The sequence below is a fragment of the Desulfonauticus submarinus genome, assembly GCF_900104045.1.
Taxonomy (GTDB): domain Bacteria; phylum Desulfobacterota; class Desulfovibrionia; order Desulfovibrionales; family Desulfonatronovibrionaceae; genus Desulfonauticus; species Desulfonauticus submarinus.
The window spans coordinates 15756-31424 of record NZ_FNIN01000001.1; the positions used below are offsets into that span (position 1 = coordinate 15756).

The following is a 15669-nucleotide window of genomic DNA, read 5'->3' on the forward strand; positions in this document are numbered from 1 at the left end:
ATTTTATATTATTTAGTCTGAATATATCTTTTAATATAATAAACAGCACAGTATACGATGGGAGTATCTAAAAGAGCTATAATTACTTTAATTAGATATTGGCCAGCAATGGCTGGTATAATGGGAAAAACTCCATAGAAAGAAATGGTTATAAAGATACAAGTATCTATAAATTGGCTTATTAAAGTGCTTCCATTGTTTCTTAACCATAGGTGTTTACCATTGGTTAAGTGTTTTAGTTTATGAAATATCCATACATCGAGATGTTGACTCACCATATAAGAAGTCCATCCACCTGCAAGCATTCTTGGACCCAACTGGAGAGTAGTTTCATATGCTTTTTGATTTTTCCAAAAAGAAGCTGGTGGAGCGGCAATGGAAATAGTAAAAAATATTACAGAAATTAAAAGTCCTAAAAAACCTATTTTTACTGCAAAACTTGCTTTTTGTTTACCATAAATTTCAGAAATAATATCTGTAAAAACAAAACTAAAAGCGTAAGAAAATACAGTTGCAGAGGCAGCTAAGTTTCCAAATACAGAAATCATTTTAGCTCCTGCTGCATTACTTGCTACTAGTAAGGCAGTATTTAAAGATATTAGTGTTATTAAAATTTTTATATCTTTTTCTGTTAAATGCTGTATCCTCATTTAAATAAGATATAAAAATATTAAGAGTTTTTTGGTTTTAAAAAAAATTATTATATATAGGTTAACATTTTTTGTCAAATTAGAGGCTAGAGATAGATAAGGAAAAGATAAATTTATTTTATTAAAATAAGAGCTCAAGTTTATAGGAATGGTTGGGAAGAAAGAATGTTAAAAAAATAAACTCATGGAGACGTTGTTTAAGTATTTTTATTTTTAAAAATCAATTTTTGATTTTTTGTGTTTATTAAAGACAATTATGGTTTTTGGTTTTAGTTGACAGTTGTGGGTTAAGGATATAAGAACTTTTGTTTCCTTGTTCCTGGTTTTAGGATCAGGGGCCATAAAGACCAAAAGGAGGTATTATGTTAAGAAGGTATGAAACGTTGTTGTTGTTAAGTCCAGAACTTTCTTCTGAAGAAAAACAAGGTGTTGTAGAAAAGGTTTCAGATATTATTAAACGAGATGGTGGGGAAGTGGTTCTGGTAGATGATTGGGGGATGAAAGAGCTAGCTTATCCTGTTCGTAAGCAAACAAGAGGATATTATGTACGTCTGGAGTTTGGTTTGCCAGGAAAGTATGTATCAGAGTTAGAGCGGAATCTAAGAATTATGGAAGAAGTGTTTAGATTTGTGACCGTAAAGCTTGCTGATTCATTTGAGTCTAAGGAGGAAAAAAATGAGCAATAACAAAGTAAGAAAGTTTGTCCCTCGTAAAAAATTTTGTCGTTTTTGTGCAGATAAGAATTTGGTAATAGATTACAAGAGGCCAGATATTTTAAGTCAATTTGTGACTGAGAGGGGAAAAATTATCGGACGGAGAATTACAGGCACTTGTGCTAAGCATCAGAGAGCTTTGACTCGGGCAATTAAGAGGGCAAGACAGATGGCATTGATGTATTATACTACTGTTCACAGTACAGAAGTTAAAAAGAAGACAATGAGTATTTAAGTTAAGTAAGGAGAGGAACTATGCAAGTTGTATTGCGTGCAGATATAGAAAATTTAGGAAGGCTGGGAGATGTAGTAAATGTAAAGCCTGGGTATGCTAGAAATTATTTGATTCCCAAAGGCCTAGCTATGTTGGCCACTGATAAAAATTTGAAGCGATTTGAGCGAGAAAAGAAAAAATTACAAGAGAAAATGGATGCAATTAGATTTGCAGCCCAAGAATTAGCTGATAAGTTAAATGCTTTAGAAGTGGTTTTGCCTGTAAGGGTTGGAGAAGGAGATAAACTTTATGGTGCAGTAACTGCGGCAAATATTGCTGACAAGGTAGCTGAACTTGGTTATGAAGTAGATAAGAGAAAAATTCTTATTAAAGAACCAATTAGGGCGTTAGGAGAATATGAGTTAGAAGTAAAATTACATCCTGATGTTAGGGCAACTTTAAAGGTAAAAGTAATAAAACATGGAAGTGAGCAAGCCCAAGAAGAGGGTTCAGAAGAGTAAACAGAGGGGGAAAGATATTCCCCCCTCTCAAATTTTAGGGAAAACCCCCCCCCATAGTTTAGAAGCTGAAAAGGCAGTATTGGGGGGGGTTTTTTTATCCAATAATATATTTTTTTCTCTTGTTGATCTATTAGTCCCTGAAGATTTTTATTATCCTGCTCATCAAATTATTTTTTCTGTGTTTATAGAACTTTATCGTAGAAGCATACCTATTGACTTGGTAACTGTTGCAGAGGAGTTAGAGAAAAAAGGAAAATTAGAAGATATTGGTGGTGCAGTTTATTTAGCAAGTTTGCCAGAAAGTGTGGCTGCTAGTGCCAATGCTTTGTTTTATGCCCAGATTGTGAAAGAAAAATCTTTAAGACGGCGTCTTATTGAAACAGGTACAGAGTTAATTTCTAAAGGATTTGAAGAAGAAAAAGATATTGATGAAATTGTAGATGAATCTGAACAAAAGATTTTTAGTTTGGCTGAGAGTTCTATTCAGCCTGTTTTTGTTTCTACAAAAGAGCTAAGCGATAGAGTTTTTGAACAGCTTCAAAAAAGAGTAGAAAGAAAAGAATTAGTTACAGGTGTTCCTACTGGATATTTTCAATTGGATGAGATGACAGCAGGTTTTCAACCTACTGATTTAATAATTATAGCTGGTCGTCCTAGTATGGGTAAAACAGCTTTTGCCTTAAATGTAGCTATGAGAGCTGCAGTACAAGCAGGAGTCCCTGTTGCTATATTTTCTTTAGAAATGTCTAAAGAACAACTTATGATGAGAATGTTGTGTTCATGGGGAAAGGTGGATCTTAGAAATATGCGTACAGGCTTTCTTTCAGATGAAGATTTTGTTCGTCTCACAGATGCAGCTTCTGCATTATCTAGTGCACCTATTTTTATAGATGATACTCCAGCTTTAAGTACTATTGAGGTTAGAGCAAGGAGTAGAAGACTTAAATCAGAGCACGGTCTTGGAATGGTAATTGTAGACTATTTACAGTTAATGCGGGCAAGCAGAGGAATTGATTCTCGTGAACAGGAAATTTCTGAAATATCTCGTTCATTAAAAGCGTTGGCTAAAGAATTGGAGGTGCCTGTTGTTGCCTTATCTCAATTAAATAGAAAAGTAGAAGAACGTACAGATAAAAGACCAAAGCTTTCAGATTTGAGAGAATCTGGAGCTATTGAGCAAGATGCTGATCTTATTTTATTTTTGTATAGAGATGAGGTGTATAATAAAAAAGAAGATAATCCCAATAGAGGAAAGGCAGAAGTTATTATAGGAAAACAGCGAAATGGCCCAATTGGTAAGGTAGAGCTTGCATATCTTGGAAAATTTACTGCATTTGAAAATCTGGCAGCAGAGCCTACCCCTTCAGAGGGATAAAGTTTTATTTTTTATAAGGCTTGGGGTATAATGATTTGTTATTTTTATCTTAAAAGGAGTTTTGATTAATGAAATTCTTGCATTTAGAAGAACAGTTATCAAGGGAAGAGATAAAAAAGTTACAGTTGGTGAGATTAAAAAGTGCTGTTGCAAGGGCAAAGAAATCTCCTTTTTATGCCAAAAAATTAAAGGGTATAGAGCCAGAGGATTTAAAAAGTATAGAAGATGTGAAGCTTTTGCCATTTACTACAAAAGAGGACTTGAGAGAACATTACCCTTATGGATTTCTTACCGTTCCTAAGAGTGAGTTTGTCAGATTACATGCTTCTTCTGGTACTACTGGGTCTCCAACAGCTATTTTATATACTGAAAATGATTTAAATACTTGGGCTGATTTGATGGCTAGATGTTTATTTATGGTAGGAGTTCGGAAAGAAGATGTTTTTCAAAATATGAGTGGTTATGGTCTTTTTACTGGAGGTTTAGGTATTCATTATGGTGCTGAACGGTTGGGTTGTCTTACTATTCCTGCTGGAGCTGGAAACAGCAAACGGCAAATTAAGTTGTTAAAAGATTTTGCTGTAAGCGTTGTACATATAATTCCTTCGTATGCTTTACATCTTAGTACCGTATTTGAGGGTTTGGGCATTAATCCTAAAGATTTTAATTTGCGTATATTTTTAATTGGAGCAGAGCCTCATACAGATGAGACAAGACGTCGAATAGAGGAGATTTATGGAGTCAAGGCTTTTAATTCTTATGGACTATCTGAAATGAATGGACCTGGAGTTGCTTTTGAGTGTGAATATCAAAATGGAATGCATATTTGGGAAGATGCGTTTTTAGCAGAAATTGTTGATCCTGTTGATTTAACTACTTTGCCTGAAGGTGAAGTTGGGGAACTCATTATGACTACGTTAGCAAGAGAGGGCATGCCTCTTATTCGCTATAGAACAAAAGATTTAACTAGATTTTTGCCAGGTGAATGTCCATGTGGTCGTAGCCATGTAAGAATAGATAGAATTACTGGTCGAGCTGATGACATGATTATCTTAAAAGGTGTTAATATATATCCTATGCAAGTGGAAAAGGTACTTATGTCTATGAAAGAGGTAGGACAGAACTATTTAATTGAGCTTTATAAAGAAGGTCATTTAGATCAAATGAGAGTAAAAGTAGAGATAAAAGATGAATATTTTGTAGAAGATATGAGAGTGTTAAAGGCATTGCAAAGTAAAATTGCTAAAAATTTGAGAGAAGAAATTTTAATTACACCTAGAGTCGAGTTGGTAGAACACAATTCTTTACCTAAATCTCAAGGAAAAGCCATAAGAGTGATAGATTTAAGAAATTAAGAAGTTACCATATTGTTTTTTAAAAAGGGGGTCAATATGCCTAAAGTTGCTATTTTTATGGGAAGTAAGTCAGACTTAGAAAAGGTAAAACCCTGTGCTCAAATTTTAGAAATGTTAGAAATTGACTATAAAATGACTATTACTTCTGCTCACAGAACTCCAGAAAGGACTTATAATTTAATTAAAGAAATGGAGGAAAAAGGTTGTCAGGTGTTTATTTGTGCTGCAGGTATGGCTGCTCATTTGGCAGGAGTTGTGGCTTCTAAAACTGTGAAGCCAGTAATAGGTATTCCTATTTCAGCCTCTTCTTTAGGCGGAATGGATGCTCTTTTATCAACAGTGCAAATGCCCCCAGGCTTTCCTGTGGGCACTGTAGCCTTAGATAAAGCAGGAGCAAAAAATGCTGCTTGGTTTGCAGCCCAAATTTTAGCGTTAACAGATGCTAGTTTAGCTCAAAAAATTGCTAACTTTCGTGAAGAAATGAAAAAGGAAGTAGAAAAGGCTGCAAATGAACTATAACTAAAAATTAATTTTTTTATTTAAAGGAGCCTTATGAAGCAAGAAGGTAGAATAAATAATTTTGCATTATATTTTTTGATAGCTGCTTTTAGTGGAAGTTTAGTTATTGCTCAGGTTTTAGCTTCAAAAATAGTTATGTGGAAAGGGATTGTATTTCCTGCTGGAGTAATTGCATATTGTATTACTTTTGTAGCTACAGACGTTATTAGTGAAATTTGGGGTAAAAGTGTAGCTAAACAAGTTGTTTGGGCAGGGTTTGGAGCTGTTATCGTAAGTTTATTTCTTATTCAAGGAGCAGTTTTGATGCCTGCTGCTCCTTTTTGGGGAAAGGATAGTGCTTTTAGCTCGATTATGGTCTCAACTCCGCGTATTATTTTGGCTTCTTTGATAGCTTATTTAGTAAGTCAAACCCACGATGTATGGGCGTTTCATTTTTGGAAAAGGGTTTGTAAAGGAAAATATCTTTGGGTGCGGAATAATTTTTCTACAGCTATTTCTCAGCTTATAGATACTACTTTGTTTATTGGTATTGCTTTTGGGGGACAAGTTCCTATATTATCTTTAATAGGTGGACAATTGCTTATTAAATTGGGTATAGCTTTATTAGATACACCAGTTGTTTATTTATTTGTTTGGGTTTTAAGAAGAAATGATTTAGGTTTTCATGAGACATAATTTTTAAGACTGGGTAAGAGGTCTCGAATATGAATAAGGTAAAGATTATTTTATTAGGGTTAGCTTTTATAATAGGAATGCCCTCTTTAGTCTTTGCCATGACTACAACAGAAGAAAAGCGTTTATTTCAAGATATTGCAGAAATTAAAGCAACATTAAAAGTATTTATGCATCAAGTGGATAAGCGTTTTGAACAGATAGACAAACGCTTTGAGGAAATGGATAAACGATTTGAAAAACGTTTCGAGCAGATAGACAAACGTTTCGAGCAGATAGATAAGCGTTTTGAACAAATAGATAAACGTTTTGATCAAATAAATAATAGATTTGAAGATTTTAGAACTTTTTTATGGATGATTGTAGGTATTTTTACTACTCTTACTGGTGTTGTTATTGCATTTGCTTATTGGGATAGGCGAACTGTTATTAAAGCTGCAGTAGATGAAACCATCAGTAAAATAGAAAAGGTTGGACGTTTAAAAGATTTAATTTATGCCTTGCGAGAGCTTGCTAAAACAGATAAAAAACTTGCAGAAGTTTTAAGAAGTTTTAATTTACTTTAAAATTATGATTTTATTTATTTATGTTTTTATTTTTCTTTTATTTTTATTTTGGGCACTTAATTTTTTAAGTTTGCCCGGAAATTGGTTGATGTTGATTAGTCTAGGAATAGTAGATTATTTTAGCCAAGCTATTCATTTTGGTAAATGGTATTGGTTAGGTTTTGTGTTTTTAGCTTTAGCTGCCGAAATTGTAGAATGGGTAGGGCAATATATAGGAGGGAAAAAATACGGACTTAGTAAAAAGGGGAATATTGCCGCAATTGTTGGGGCTATAATAGGCTCTATTTTAGGCGTGCCTTTCTTTTTCGGATTTGGAGCACTTATAGGTGCGTTGCTAGGTGCATATGTAGGAAGTCTTGGCCTTGAATATTTAACAGAAAAATCTTGGGAATTAGCACATCAAAAGGCCAAAGGCGCTTTTTTAGGTAAGGCCCTTGGCCTTGCTGCTAAGTTGGGTCTTGGTATAGCTATTTTATCTTTGGCTATCCCTAAACTTTTACAAAGTGGTTAATTTTTCTATTCCTTTATCTCCAATATCTCTTCTAAAATACATGTTTTCAAAATAAATTTGTTCTATTCCCTGATATGCCTTTTTTTTGGCTTCTTTTAAATCTTTACCTAGAGCAGTAATATTTAAGACTCTTCCACCACAAGTATAATATTTATTATTTTCTTGTTTTGTTCCAGCATGGAATACAATAATATCTTTTAAATTTTCTAATTTATCTAATCCTTGAATTTCCATATTTTTAGAATAACTCTTAGGATAACCTTTAGCTGCTAAGACTACGCATAAGGCACTCTGGTTATCTATTTCTAAATTTATTTTGTCCAACTTTCCTTGTACACATGCTTGCATAATTTCTACTATATCTGTTTTTAATCTAAGCATTAGTGGTTGACATTCTGGGTCTCCGAAACGGACATTATATTCTAAAACCTTAGGTCCTTGTTTGGTCATCATAAGACCAGCATATAAAATTCCTATAAATGGATTTCCTTGGTTAGCAAGATAATCAATGATTGGTTTTATTACAAGTTCTCCTACTTTTTCCATTTCTTTATCTGGAAGAATAGGAGCAGGAGAATATGCTCCCATGCCGCCTGTATTGGGCCCTGTGTCATTTTCTCCTATTCTTTTATGGTCTTGGGAAGAGGGAAGATACTTCACATTTTTACCATCACAAAAAGCCAAAAAAGAAGCCTCTTCTCCTTCTAAGGCTTCTTCTATGACTACTTTATCTCCAGCATCGCCAAAAATTTTTTCTTCCATAATTTCTGTTAGAGTTTTTTGGGCTTCTTCAAGAGTTTTGGCAATGATTACACCTTTTCCTGCTGCAAGCCCATCTGCTTTAATAACTATTGGAAAAGATTGAGTTTTTATATAGTTTAATGCTTCCTTATAGTTGTCAAAAACTTTAAAGCTAGCTGTTGGAACATTTGTTTTGGCCATAAGTTCTTTAGCAAAAGACTTACTCCCTTCTAATTTTGCTGCAAATGAATTTGGACCAAAGCAAGGAATATTTTCTTTATCCAGGGCGTCTTTTAGTCCCATTACTAATGGTAACTCTGGCCCTACTACCACTAAGTCTATTTTATTTTCTTTAGCAAATTTGACTAGTTCAGGAATGTCATTTGCTTTTATGTTTATATTTTGTCCTTCTTTGCTCGTACCACCATTGCCTGGAGCAATATAAAGATTTTTTACGTTTGGGCTTTGTTTTATTTTCCAAGCCAAGGCATGTTCTCTACCTCCAGAACCAACTAACAGGATATTCATAAAATTTTCCTCCCAAATTTAGTGTATTTAAATTTATTAAAATTTATTTGTTATCTAGTTTGTGGCTTTAGGTTTTTATTTTGCCAATTATTAAAGTTTTTTGTTAGTTTTAATTTTTTGTTTAGCATTTAAGTATTTTTGATTTAAAATTTTATGTAAAAAAATATTTTAAGATACCAATTAAAGCAATTAGCTGTCCTGTCCAAAAAGTGAACATCCATTTTATCATTCTCACTTCAACGGCTTTTATTTCTTTAGATAAGTTAAGCTCTACTTCTTTTATTTCTTTTCTAGTGTTTTCTATTTGTTGAATTAACCTCAGTTCAATTTCTTTTATTTCTTTTCTAATATTTTCTATTTCTTTAGCTAATTTTAGTTCAGTTTCTTTTATTTCTTTTCTAATATTTTCTATTTCTTTAGCTAATTTTAGTTCAGTTTCTTTTATTTCTTTTTTAGAATTGTCTATTTGTTGAACTAATCTAAGTTCAACTTCCTTTATTTCCTTTCTTGTTTCTTCTATTTGTTGAATAAGTCGTAGTTCTGTTTCATTAAGATCTGCTTTGGTGGACATTTGAGTAAGTTGAGGATAACGTTTTTCTAATTCTTCAAAGGCTTCTGCTAATACTTTAGCTTTTTCTTCGTTATCATCTTTAAATGCTTGGTATATTTTCAGAGCATAACCCATTTGTATAGCTCCCTATTAAATTTTAGACTTAAATATTTTTTTCTATAAATTTAAGCATTTTTTGAGCTAAATCAAAATCTGGCTTTAAATTTAAAGCTTTTTTAACTGTATTTTTGGCTTTTTCCATGTCTTTTGCATCTAAATATACTCTTGCAAGGTTAAAGTATAGATAAGCATCATTTGGGTCTATTTTTATTGCGTGTAAATAAGCTTTTTCAGCGTCTTTATATCTTCCTAATTTTCGTAAGGCAATTCCCAGTCTATTGAATATGTGAATAGATTCTGGATCTTCTCTATAAGCAAGTTTAAGATATTTTAAAGATTTTTCAAAAGCTTCTGCTTCTATAAGTTGATCACTAATTTCTATTTTTAGTTTAGTGTCATTTTGAAACTTATTTATCAGATGATCATATATTTTTTCAGCAGCTTGGATATTTTTTTCTTCAAGGTGTTGTTTGGCTTTAGCTAATTCTTTTTGCTTTTGGGCTTCAAGTTGAGCTAACTTTTCTTGGGCTACCTGCGTTACTCCTTCTTGGAGAATTTCTAGTAATTCTTTTAAAGTTTCTAAAAGTTTTTTTTCTTCACCTGGTTTATATTCGATTAACACAGGATAAATTTCTCTTAGCTTTGGATTTTGATTAAGATAGTATAGGTCTTTAGAAATAAGTTCAGCTAGTTCTTTTTTTTCGTTATTCATAAGTGGTTGTTTTATGTAGCCTAAAATCCCGTCATAGAGAGCTTGAACACCTGCTAGTACTTTATTTTGTTTTAGCAGAGATTGTATACTGTTTAGTTTTTGTCTTGCTTGGATTAAGCTAGCACTCATAAGTTATCCTTTTATATGTTTTTTTACCATTTTTTTAAAATGAGCAAAAAAAGTTTGACAATCGTGCGGCCCAGGACCTGCTTCTGGATGGTGTTGGACAGCAATAATTGGTTTTGTTTTGTGCTTAAACCCTTCTAAGGTGTTGTCATTTAAGTTTATATGAGTAGCTTGTAAAAAATCAAGTTCACTAATATCCACACAAAAACCATGATTTTGAGAGGATATTTCAATCTTGTTTGTAGCTAAATCTTTTACAGGATGATTTAGTGCGTGATGTCCAAATTTTAATTTAAAACATTTTCCTCCCAAAGCCAGACCTAAAATTTGATGTCCAAGACAGATACCTGCAAGAGGATAATTTTCACTCAATTTTTTTACAGTTTGAATAACTTCAGTTAGAGGTTCAGGATCTCCAGGGCCATTTGATAGGAAAATAGCATCAGGTTGTAAAGAGTTAATCTCTTCGTAAGACGTAGTCGCAGGCACTATTAGAGGTTCAAATTCATATTTTTTTAATAACCTTAAAATACTCCATTTTATTCCAAAGTCCAATACTACTAACCTGATTCTATTTTTGGGCCATTTAAAGTTTTTTAAATCTACTTCATGCGGTTTATTGTTAAAAATATAAGGTTTATTACAGCTTACCTTATAGGCTAGTGCCTGTCCTTGCATAGGTGGTAGGGACTTTGCTTTTTGTTTAAGATTTTCTACATTTAAATCTTTGGTTGAAATGATGGCTCTCATAGCACCATGTATTCTTATATGCCTTGTAAGAGCTCTAGTATCTATACCTTCAATACCTAGTATATTATTTTCTTTTAAATAATCTGGAAGGCTTTGTGTAGCTCTCCAATTAGATGGGGTTTTTACACATTCTTTTACTACAAAAGCACTTACATGGATTTTACCTGATTCTATATCTTCATCATTTATCCCATAATTTCCTATATGTGGATAGGTCATACATACAATTTGTCCTAGATAAGACGGATCTGTTAGGATTTCTTGATAACCTGTCATTCCTGTGTTAAAGATAACCTCTCCACCTATTTCTCCATGACCTGTGAAAGAAGTTCCCTCAAAAAAGGTTCCATCTTCAAGAACCAACATTGCTTTCATTTATGTTCTCCTGTTTTTTTAATATTTGTTTTACTTCTTCTAAGTCTTCTGGTGTATCCACACCTATACTTGTATAATTGGTTTTGACAATATATATTGGGATTTGATTTTCTAAAAATCTGAGTTGCTCTAGAGACTCAATTCTTTCTAACTCTCCTCTTTTTAGACAAGCAAATTTTTTTAAGGCCGTATATCTATAGGCATATAATCCTATGTGCCCTAAAAATAAATTACTTTTATTTCTAGGATAGGGGATTTTGCTTCTAGAAAAGAATAGGGCAAAGTTATATTTATCTATTACGACTTTTACTTGATTTGGGTTTTCTGCATCTTTTTCAGAAATTTTTTTAGCCAGAGTAGTTACTTGAATGTCTTTATTTTTAAAAGGTGCAAGAAGTTCTTTTAACATTTCAGGGTTTATAAGCGGTTCATCTCCTTGAATATTTGCTATCACACTTTCAGAAGGCAGAGCTAATTTTTCCGCTGCTTCTAAAATTCTGTCTGTTCCGCTTTTATGGGTAGAAGATGTTAAAATAACAGGTATGTTTAGTTCTTGGGCTTTTTGAAAAATTAGTTGATGATCAGTGGCAAGATAGATTTTTTTGAATAATTTACATTTTTTTGCCCTTGTATATACATGCCAAAACATAGGCTTACCACATATTTCTGCCAAAGCTTTTCCAGGAAATCTGGTGGAGGCGTATCTAGCAGGGATAAATCCGTAAAATGGAATTGATGTAGTTAATGGCAAAATTTAAGCCTCCTTTTTTGGTTTTTAAATAGGTTGTAAATTTTTGAAAAATTTCATTTCTATTAAAATGAGAAGAATTTTCTAAGCATGTTAAAAGTTCTTGTTTGTTTTTTACTTTTTTTGCTAAATTTAAGTTAAATACTTCTTCTCCTACCCAGGTAAAGTTCGTCCAATATGGCCCAATAATTGGTTTTATACCCTGAGATAGAGGTTCTAAAAAATTTTGTCCTCCATAAGGAGCTAAACTTCCTCCTACAAAAGCTTTTTGGGCCAAGGCATAGGTAAAAACGAGTTCACCTATTTTATCCCACAAGACAATACTTCCTGGTTTTATTTTATTTTTTAATTTGCTTCTTAAAGTATAGGGCAAATTCATTTTTTTTAATTTTTTTTCTAGATCATTTATTCTATTTAAATGGCGAGGAAATATAGTAAATGCTGTTTTAGGATGTTTATTTTTGTAATGTTTAATTACCCATAAAATATCATCTTGCTCTGCTAAACGTATTGAACCAAATACAATCAACTTTAAATTAGGAGAAATAATAGAATTTAATGGATTTTTTATATATGGTATTGGGCCTTTAGGGTTTATGTTTTCAAATTTTAAATTAGGCATTATTTTCACTTCAGAATCTTGGAATATAAATTTAAATCTTTTAGCGTCATCTTCTGAAATAGCCAAAATAGCATCTGGAGGGCTAATAAAGTTTTTTAAAATAAGATAATGAGTAAAAGTTTTTCTACTCATTCTTCCATTTATAATGATTAAAGGAATATTTTTCTTTTTACATTCAAAATAAAAGTTTGGCCAGATTTCGGTTTCTAAAACAATTGTTATTTTAGGAGCAACATTATTTAAAAATTTTTTTATTAACGGTAAAAAATCAAAAGGGAAAAATACTGTTTTTATATTTGCTTTTTTTAATACTTCTATACCTTGAGCAGTATGTGTGCTTACAAGAATTTTAATAGATGGATTTATTTTTTGTATTTTTTTAGCCAAAAGTATGGCTAAGTAGGCTTCTCCTACTGAAGCAGCTTGAATAAGAATATCTGCTTTAGGAAAAGGAATAAGGCTTAGTCTTTGTTTTAAACCTGTTTTAATTTTAGGAATAAATGGTGTTGTAAAAAGAAGGGGAAACCATAGAAGATTGTAACACGACAAAAAAAAAGAGTTTTTAAAAGTTTTATTGGAAGTTAACTTATTTATTTTTTTCAAGCCCAAGCTCCAATAGACGCTTGATTAATTGAGAAAAATTTAAACCTATTGCCTGTGCTTCTTTAGGAAGAAGGCTTGTTGGTGTCATTCCAGGAAGGGTATTTACTTCAAGGATATAGATATTTCCTTTTTTATCTAACATAAAATCTGTACGACTATAATCGCTTAATCCAAAAAGAGTATGTACCTTAAGAGCTAATTCCTGTAAAGTCTGGGTTAAGCTATTTTCAATAGGAGCAGGGCAAATTTCTTCTGCACCATTTGGTTCGTATTTGCTGGTGTAGTCAAAAAAGAAAGATTTATTGGGTTTTATAAGTACTGGAGGGAGGGCTTCCTGACCTAGAACCCCACAAGTAAGCTCTGTTCCTTGAATAAATTCTTCTATGAGATACTCAGTTTCTGGATTTAGTTTTAGGTTCAAAAATTCTTGTTGGTTTTTTATTATTTTTATACCTACACTAGAACCTCCTAAATTTGGTTTTATGATAAGTGGGAACTCGCTAGGAAAGGAAAAATGTTCTAAATCTTTTTTATATAATGTCCATTTAGGAGTAGGTAAGTTGTGATTTAAAAGAATTTGTTTAAAGAATAGTTTATTTAAGCATAAAAACGAAGGAAATGGTCTAGAGCCCTGATAGGGGATTTTTAGGTCTTCTAAAAGTGCTTGAATTGTCCCATCTTCTCCTGGACTCCCGTGTAAGTTGATAAAGGCAAAGTCATGATTTTTAGCGTATTTTATAAGCTCATTTAAATTAGGAGTGAGATTAAATAGGGTTACCTCATGTCCTAAAGACAAAAGTGATTTTTTGATTTCTTTTGCTCCTGCTAAAGAGACTTCTTTTTCACTAGACCATCCGCCAGCAATTAAAAGAATACGCACTTAAATTTACCTCCAATAAATCACTGAGTTGTTGTTCTATTGCTAATGCCTGTATTTTAGATTTTTTAATTAGTTCAATTTTTTGCTGGCTAGTTCCGTAGCGAATAAATAGGTCTTCAAAGCGTTCTTCTATGGAAACTAGTTTGTCATGTTTAGCGCGTTTATCACTATAAATAATTAAAAGCGGCAAAAAGTGTTTCTTTATGTTTACTTCATAAGGCCAATAAACATGATGAAGCACTGCCTGAGCTAGAGCTGGGTTTAAAAAATGAGAAAGCACAATGCTTGCTCCTAGCTGGCTGTGTGCTCCACCATGCTTGATAGTATAGTTTTTGCCTATATCATGCAAAAGGCCAGATGCATAAGCAAGATGCTCATTAATAAGGGAAAGCTTGTTTTTGCCTAGTTTTATAATTTCTTTGGCTAAATTCCCAACCAAAAGGGAGTGCTTTTGAATATGTTCTGGCATTTTATAAATAGACCAGATTTTTTTGCACTCATTTTCTGTTGGTATTTTCCAACCTGACTGTAAAGGAAAATTGGGCAGTGTTCTCATTGTTCTAAATTAGCTATTACTCTATCTCCAAATTCCTTGCAACCAACAACCTTTGCCTCTTTCATTTGGGAAGCTAGATCTATGGTAACAGTTTTTTGTAAAATTGTTTTTTCTATAGCTTTTTCAATATGCTGGGCAACTTGTTTAAAACCCATATGTTCTAACATCATAGCCATACTTAGAATCATACTACAAGGGTTTGCTTTATCTTGGCCAGCAATAGAAGGAGCAGTGCCATGTGTTGGTTCATATAAGGCAAGCGAGTCTCCCATGTTCACTCCAGGAGCGATTCCCAGTCCGCCTACTTGAGCGGCTAAAGCATCAGACAGATAGTCTCCATTTAAGTTAGTAGTGGCAATTACATCATATTCTTCAGGCCGCAATAAGACTTCTTGAAACATTGCATCAGCAATTCTGTCTTTTAATATAATTCCTTGTTTCCCTTGTTTTGCTTCTTGTTCTGTAATTATGCTGTTGGAAAATTCTTGTTTTGCTAGTTTATATCCCCAGTCTCTAAATGCACCTTCTGTGTATTTCATTATATTTCCTTTGTGTACAAGGGTTATAGATTTTTTATTATGAATTAGAGCATATTCAATAGCTTTTTTTATGAGTCTTTTAGAGCCTTGTTCTGTCATTGGCTTTAACCCGATTCCAGCACTAGGATTTAAATTGATTTGAAATTCTTTTTCTAAAAAAGAAATTATTTTTTTGGCTTCGTTTGAGTTGGCAGGCCACTCTATTCCTGCATATACGTCTTCTGTGTTTTCTCTAAAAATAATCATATTTACCTTTTCTGGGTGTTTTACAGGGCTAGATATTCCTTGAAAGTAGCGGATAGGTCTAATACAGGCATAAAGGTCAAAAGTTTGCCTTAAAGTTACATTTAAACTTCTAAATCCTTTGCCAATAGGAGTGGTAAGAGGGCCTTTTACTGCAAAACGGGCTTGTTTAAGAATTTTAAGAGTTTCTTCTGGTAAATAACTACCTGTTTGTTGAAAAGCTTTTTCTCCTGCTAAAAGTTCTTGCCATTTAATTTTTTTTTCAAAATTATGAATTTTTAATGCTTCTTTAATTACTTTTATAGCCACAGTCATTACTTCTGGGCCAATACCATCACCAGCAATAAAATAAACAGTTTCCACCTTCACCTCCCTAAAAGTTTTGAATAAAAGATTAAAAATATAAAAATTAAAGGTCAAATAATTTGTTGATAGCGTTTAAAAGAAAACAGTGTTTTTGTTTAGATTTTGTTAGTCTTG

At 32.7% G+C, this 15669-nt stretch carries 19 protein-coding genes; 9 read left to right on the forward strand and 10 right to left on the reverse strand.

The genetic code is table 11. The annotated features are described in order from the left end of the window. Positions 1 to 8 precede the first annotated feature (8 nt). Positions 9 to 650 carry a queuosine precursor transporter gene (locus tag BLP60_RS00060; protein WP_092061492.1) on the reverse strand — a complete coding sequence of 214 codons (642 nt, stop codon included), beginning with the start codon at positions 648 to 650 and terminating at the stop codon, positions 9 to 11. A 362-nt stretch (positions 651 to 1012) separates the two neighbouring features. Between BLP60_RS00060 and rpsF the strand changes: the two genes are divergently transcribed. The 9 genes from rpsF to BLP60_RS00105 all read left to right on the forward strand — a co-directional run bounded on the left by rpsF (position 1013) and on the right by BLP60_RS00105 (position 7096). Continuing rightward, positions 1013 to 1336: a 30S ribosomal protein S6 gene (rpsF, locus tag BLP60_RS00065; RefSeq protein WP_092061495.1), complete on the forward strand. Its 324-nt coding sequence runs from the start codon at positions 1013 to 1015 to the stop codon at positions 1334 to 1336. Further along, positions 1326 to 1598: a 30S ribosomal protein S18 gene (gene rpsR, locus BLP60_RS00070; protein WP_092061498.1), complete on the forward strand. Its 273-nt coding sequence runs from the start codon at positions 1326 to 1328 to the stop codon at positions 1596 to 1598. The genes rpsF and rpsR overlap by 11 nt, the downstream gene beginning before the upstream one ends. Before the next feature lie 20 nt (positions 1599 to 1618). Then, entirely contained in the window at positions 1619 to 2098 is a 480-nt protein-coding gene (gene rplI / locus BLP60_RS00075) for a 50S ribosomal protein L9 (protein ID WP_092061501.1), read from the forward strand. Beyond that, positions 2058 to 3473, forward strand: coding sequence for a replicative DNA helicase (gene dnaB, locus BLP60_RS00080; protein WP_092061504.1), 1416 nt, complete (start codon positions 2058 to 2060; stop codon positions 3471 to 3473). The genes rplI and dnaB overlap by 41 nt, the downstream gene beginning before the upstream one ends. Positions 3474 to 3541: 68 nt before the next feature. After that, complete coding sequence (locus tag BLP60_RS00085) at positions 3542 to 4828, forward strand: phenylacetate--CoA ligase family protein (RefSeq protein WP_092061507.1); 1287 nt, start codon at positions 3542 to 3544, stop codon at positions 4826 to 4828. Between the two features lie 36 nt (positions 4829 to 4864). Then, entirely contained in the window at positions 4865 to 5347 is a 483-nt protein-coding gene (purE, locus tag BLP60_RS00090) for a 5-(carboxyamino)imidazole ribonucleotide mutase (RefSeq protein WP_092061510.1), read from the forward strand. A gap of 33 nt (positions 5348 to 5380) precedes the next feature. After that, complete coding sequence (locus BLP60_RS00095; protein ID WP_092061513.1) at positions 5381 to 6022, forward strand: queuosine precursor transporter; 642 nt, start codon at positions 5381 to 5383, stop codon at positions 6020 to 6022. Positions 6023 to 6051: 29 nt separating this feature from the next. Next, entirely contained in the window at positions 6052 to 6585 is a 534-nt protein-coding gene (locus BLP60_RS00100) for a coiled-coil domain-containing protein (protein ID WP_092061516.1), read from the forward strand. A 4-nt stretch (positions 6586 to 6589) separates the two neighbouring features. Then, complete coding sequence (locus BLP60_RS00105; RefSeq protein WP_092061519.1) at positions 6590 to 7096, forward strand: DUF456 domain-containing protein; 507 nt, start codon at positions 6590 to 6592, stop codon at positions 7094 to 7096. Here BLP60_RS00105 and purD read toward each other — a convergent pair. The 9 genes from purD to icd all read right to left on the reverse strand — a co-directional run bounded on the left by purD (position 7082) and on the right by icd (position 15558). Then, positions 7082 to 8365: a phosphoribosylamine--glycine ligase gene (gene purD / locus BLP60_RS00110; RefSeq protein WP_092061522.1), complete on the reverse strand. Its 1284-nt coding sequence runs from the start codon at positions 8363 to 8365 to the stop codon at positions 7082 to 7084. The two genes, BLP60_RS00105 and purD, sit on opposite strands and share 15 nt — an antisense overlap. A 151-nt stretch (positions 8366 to 8516) precedes the next feature. After that, positions 8517 to 9050 (reverse strand): hypothetical protein, encoded by a 534-nt coding sequence (locus tag BLP60_RS00115; RefSeq protein ID WP_092061525.1) that lies wholly within the window; start codon positions 9048 to 9050, stop codon positions 8517 to 8519. A gap of 28 nt (positions 9051 to 9078) precedes the next feature. Continuing rightward, complete coding sequence (locus BLP60_RS00120) at positions 9079 to 9876, reverse strand: tetratricopeptide repeat protein (protein ID WP_092061528.1); 798 nt, start codon at positions 9874 to 9876, stop codon at positions 9079 to 9081. A 3-nt stretch (positions 9877 to 9879) separates the two neighbouring features. Beyond that, positions 9880 to 10998, reverse strand: a complete 1119-nt coding sequence (carA, locus tag BLP60_RS00125; RefSeq protein WP_092061530.1) for a glutamine-hydrolyzing carbamoyl-phosphate synthase small subunit — start codon at positions 10996 to 10998, stop codon at positions 9880 to 9882. After that, entirely contained in the window at positions 10976 to 11749 is a 774-nt protein-coding gene (kdsB, locus tag BLP60_RS00130; protein ID WP_092061532.1) for a 3-deoxy-manno-octulosonate cytidylyltransferase, read from the reverse strand. Before kdsB ends, carA begins: the two co-directional genes overlap by 23 nt. Beyond that, positions 11703 to 12971 carry a 3-deoxy-D-manno-octulosonic acid transferase gene (locus tag BLP60_RS00135; RefSeq protein ID WP_159427656.1) on the reverse strand — a complete coding sequence of 423 codons (1269 nt, stop codon included), beginning with the start codon at positions 12969 to 12971 and terminating at the stop codon, positions 11703 to 11705. The genes kdsB and BLP60_RS00135 overlap by 47 nt, the downstream gene beginning before the upstream one ends. Beyond that, the gene (locus BLP60_RS00140; RefSeq protein ID WP_092061538.1) at positions 12955 to 13851 is read right to left on the reverse strand and encodes a D-alanine--D-alanine ligase family protein; all 897 of its coding nucleotides are present in this window, start codon (positions 13849 to 13851) and stop codon (positions 12955 to 12957) included. The genes BLP60_RS00135 and BLP60_RS00140 overlap by 17 nt, the downstream gene beginning before the upstream one ends. After that, on the reverse strand, positions 13817 to 14407 hold the full coding sequence (locus BLP60_RS00145; RefSeq protein WP_092061541.1) for an HD domain-containing protein: 591 nt from the start codon (positions 14405 to 14407) through the stop codon (positions 13817 to 13819). Before BLP60_RS00145 ends, BLP60_RS00140 begins: the two co-directional genes overlap by 35 nt. Next, on the reverse strand, positions 14404 to 15558 hold the full coding sequence (icd, locus tag BLP60_RS00150) for an NADP-dependent isocitrate dehydrogenase (RefSeq protein ID WP_092061544.1): 1155 nt from the start codon (positions 15556 to 15558) through the stop codon (positions 14404 to 14406). The genes BLP60_RS00145 and icd overlap by 4 nt, the downstream gene beginning before the upstream one ends. Positions 15559 to 15669 lie beyond the last annotated feature (111 nt).